Below are 3,254 nucleotides of genomic sequence, written 5' to 3' on the forward strand. Positions count from 1 at the left end.
AAAACCGACGGGGTTTGGCAGTGAGAGCCTGACAACTGGCCATGGCCGCTTTATCCTAAAACACACCCTGTCGATTTTACCCCCATCTTTTTTGGCCTACCTGCAGTGGTCGCGTTAGCGGTGCGGAGCACCATGGATGCTTTTCCTCGCCTGTCTGTTCCCGACGACGGGTTCCCAATCGCCACGGCGGGACGCCGCCCCTCTTTGCACAAGGGATCCGGCTGGAGGCTGGGCTGGGATCCCACCCGTTCCCCTTTTGTTGCGCTGGTGGGGGGAGAAGCCTGGGCGCTGGAGCTCACTCAGGAGGAGTGGCAAGCGTTTGTGCAGGGGGTGCAGCGCCTGCAGCAGGATATGGAGGCCATCGCCTCCCAACTGATGGCGGAGGAGAGCATTACGCTGGAGCAGACTTTCCCTGCTTTGACCCTGATAGCCAGCGGCAGCGCCACTGCCTGGGGTCTCTATGTGCAATTGCATCAAGGCCGGCGCGGAGAAGGTTTTTGGCCTGCTGATGTTGTCCCTGAGCTGTGCCAGGCCCTCGCCCAATGCTTTCAGGAAGCTCTCTAGCCCCCTGAAGCCTGCAGTCTGGATCCCTGCCTGAGAGAACCCATGGATCTGCACCATCTGCACACTTACATTCGTCCCCGACAGCTTGAGGACTTGACCGCCTGGGATCCCGGCTGGAACTGGCTGGCCGGGGGGACTTGGCTCTTCTCACAGCCGCAACCCCACCTGCGGGGACTGATCGATTTGCATCCTCTGGACTGGAACGAGCTGGAAATCAGTGCAGAAGGGTTAAAACTGGGGGCAACCTGTACCTTCCAGCAACTGTTGCAATACGATTGGCCACCCCATTGGCCAGGGATCCGCGCCCTGTGCGAGGGAATGGCGTCTTTGGCCTCTTTTAAGGTGGCCCACTTGGCAACGATAGGGGGAAATCTCTGCCTGGCCCTGAGTGTCGGTGTCGTAGCACCCGTGTTGATCGCCCTTGAGGCCACCTACACGCTGATCGATCTGCAGGGATCCCTGCGCCACATCCCCGCTCAGGACTTTCAAATCGGCCCCCAACAAACTCTGCAGCAGCCGGGGGAAGCCTTGCGATCCATCTGGATCCCGGCCCAACGGCTGCGCGGCCCCAGCACCTTTCAGCGGCTCGGCATCACCCAAACGGATCCCGCCTTGGTGATCGTTGCCGGATCCCGCGATCCCGACTCAGGCGATTATCGCTTCGGACTCAATGCTGCCCTTTCACCCCCACAACTGGTGCGGCTGGGATCCCGGCCCGATCCAGAACATCTTCCCCAACTTTTGGCAGAGCAAGCCCACGGCTGGATCGCGGATTTTCGGGCCAGCGCCCTCTACCGCCAACGCATGAGTGAGGTATTGATTCGCCGCTGTCTGGCAATCTTGCTCCGAGAGTAAGCCTGACCTCCCTGACCAAATGAGAGAGGATAAATTCATCTGCTGAGCTCCCAAAAACGAATGACCCATGAGAGTCCGCGGCGGCAGCAAGTGCCACCCCACAGACAACCGCGAAAATAGTTCACAGTGAACCCAGCTTTATCTGAGCTTAAAACTTGAGGCCAGTTTATAAAAAACTTACCCACAGTTGATAGCCAGTGAGGTTTTGGATTCAGGAGTTCGCATGATTTGACAGGGAAAGTTTTGGATCCGCAAAGGGTAACCTGAAACCAAGGAAAGGCTGGAATACTGGGGCAAGCTCCTTTGGGTTTAGCTAAGTGCCTGATTTCTCCCGAAGCGGGACTGAAACTGCTATGAGTCGGTTTTCCCCTCATGAAGTGTATCTCCGGAGAATCCTCTTTCGTCTGGCCACTGCGGCTCCTTGTGGCATGACATTGATCGAGTTGCTGGTGGTCATCGTGATTGTCGGTACTCTCTGCGCGGTGGCCATTCCCAACCTGCTTAACCACATTCGCCGTTCCAGAGTTGCTGAAGCCCAAACAGCTTTGGCGACCGTTGGCCGTGCTTCGGAAATCTTCCGCATGGACTTTACGGTTTATCCCTCCGGCTACGCCGATATTGAATTCGGAGGGATCCACGGGGATCGCTATTTACAAGATCCCTGGCAAGCCCCCAACTATCGTCTCCCCGAAGTTGTTCCTCCCACACCTGGCCCAGCTGGCATGCGTTGGATGACGGAGTCTCACACCTACACAGCTGCTGGTGGGAATCCCCTGCGCTGTGACATCGGCCTTGGGGATCGCCAGCAAGAGGTTTTGGTCTCCGGCTACAACCTACACAACTCCTGCAACCTCTATCGTTGACCTGCCCAGGCAGGAGTCTGGCGGCTTGAGGAAGCGGGACTGGGCGGACTTGAACCGCCGACCTAGCGCTTAGGAGGCGCTTGCTCTATCCATCTGAGCTACAGCCCCTTGTCGAACATCCTACTGCTCTTAGCCCCCATCTCAGATTACAGCCCTTTTGCAGATGAGGTGATACCCGACCAGTTCTCATCATGCCCCAACTGGGTCTGGCGTTATCGGTTGTGTTGTTGACATTGACCTGCTAGACATCTTCTGTGATGCTAAGAAGTGTTAAGCTAAGGACTTGGATCCCAAACCGAGGTCAGCCCTATGGAATCCCTTTCTGATCCCTTCGTCAATCCCCCCATTTACTCTGCCATCGCCTTATTCAGCTTTTTTGCTGTTATCTTTGGCATCATTTTCAAGGACAATTTGGAATACCAGGTGGCCCTTTGGCAGCTCAACCGGGATAGCCAAGCGCAAATTCGCTACCGCACTCCTGGGGTGATCCTCACCTACAGTCTCTGCTGCCTGTTTACCTCTGGGTTTGTGGCCGCGTGTCTGAACGTGTTTGGCCTGTCTATGGCCTTGGCCGCCTGCGTCGGTGGGATCCTAGTGTTGAGCACGGCAGGCTTGGTGTGGTGGCAGTTGGGATCCCTGATGGCTCTGTTGGCTGCCGGTGGATCCCAGGCCATCGATATTGACTCTTACGGAGCAGGGGCCATTTTGGATTCTGAGGCGGCAGCACCCCCCGAGGGAGAATAGGATCTTGGAGTAGTCTTACCCCATGCCCTGGTCTAGCTGGATCAGCTGGATCCAGAAGAGCGTGCCTACAGAGTAGAGAAAGCTTAAGAAGTTTCTGGCCAACTTGTTAAAACGAGAGAACAAGTGCCAGCTCAGCTTTTGAAAAACGCCTCTTTCTGTAAAAAATTACAAATTATAGTCATTCCAACTAGGTTGTGCTGATCTTTCATTTGAGCCAAAAGAGAGCAC

General features: G+C 55.9%; 4 protein-coding genes and 1 tRNA gene. 4 read left to right on the top strand and 1 reads right to left on the bottom strand.

Going from position 1 to position 3,254, the window contains the following annotated elements:
• Window positions 1-132: 132 nt before the first annotated feature.
• The 3 genes from NW815_RS08725 to NW815_RS08735 all read left to right on the top strand — a co-directional run bounded on the left by NW815_RS08725 (window position 133) and on the right by NW815_RS08735 (window position 2,282).
• Window positions 133-564 carry a DUF1818 family protein gene (locus NW815_RS08725; RefSeq protein WP_414388797.1) on the top strand — a complete coding sequence of 144 codons (432 nt, stop codon included), beginning with the start codon at window positions 133-135 and terminating at the stop codon, window positions 562-564.
• Between the two features lie 42 nt (window positions 565-606).
• Window positions 607-1,419 (top strand): FAD binding domain-containing protein, encoded by an 813-nt coding sequence (locus tag NW815_RS08730; RefSeq protein ID WP_414415911.1) that lies wholly within the window; start codon window positions 607-609, stop codon window positions 1,417-1,419.
• A 428-nt stretch (window positions 1,420-1,847) separates the two neighbouring features.
• Complete coding sequence (locus NW815_RS08735; protein WP_414390593.1) at window positions 1,848-2,282, top strand: type IV pilin protein; 435 nt, start codon at window positions 1,848-1,850, stop codon at window positions 2,280-2,282.
• A gap of 34 nt (window positions 2,283-2,316) precedes the next feature.
• On the opposite strand, the gene NW815_RS08740 is transcribed toward NW815_RS08735, so the two are convergent.
• Window positions 2,317-2,390, bottom strand: a tRNA-Arg gene (locus NW815_RS08740).
• Between the two features lie 201 nt (window positions 2,391-2,591).
• Between NW815_RS08740 and NW815_RS08745 the strand changes: the two genes are divergently transcribed.
• Window positions 2,592-3,026 (top strand): hypothetical protein, encoded by a 435-nt coding sequence (locus NW815_RS08745; RefSeq protein WP_011432900.1) that lies wholly within the window; start codon window positions 2,592-2,594, stop codon window positions 3,024-3,026.
• Window positions 3,027-3,254 lie beyond the last annotated feature (228 nt).

The organism is Synechococcus sp. R6-7, from assembly GCF_047461695.1.
Taxonomy (GTDB): Bacteria; Cyanobacteriota; Cyanobacteriia; order Thermostichales; family Thermostichaceae; genus Thermostichus.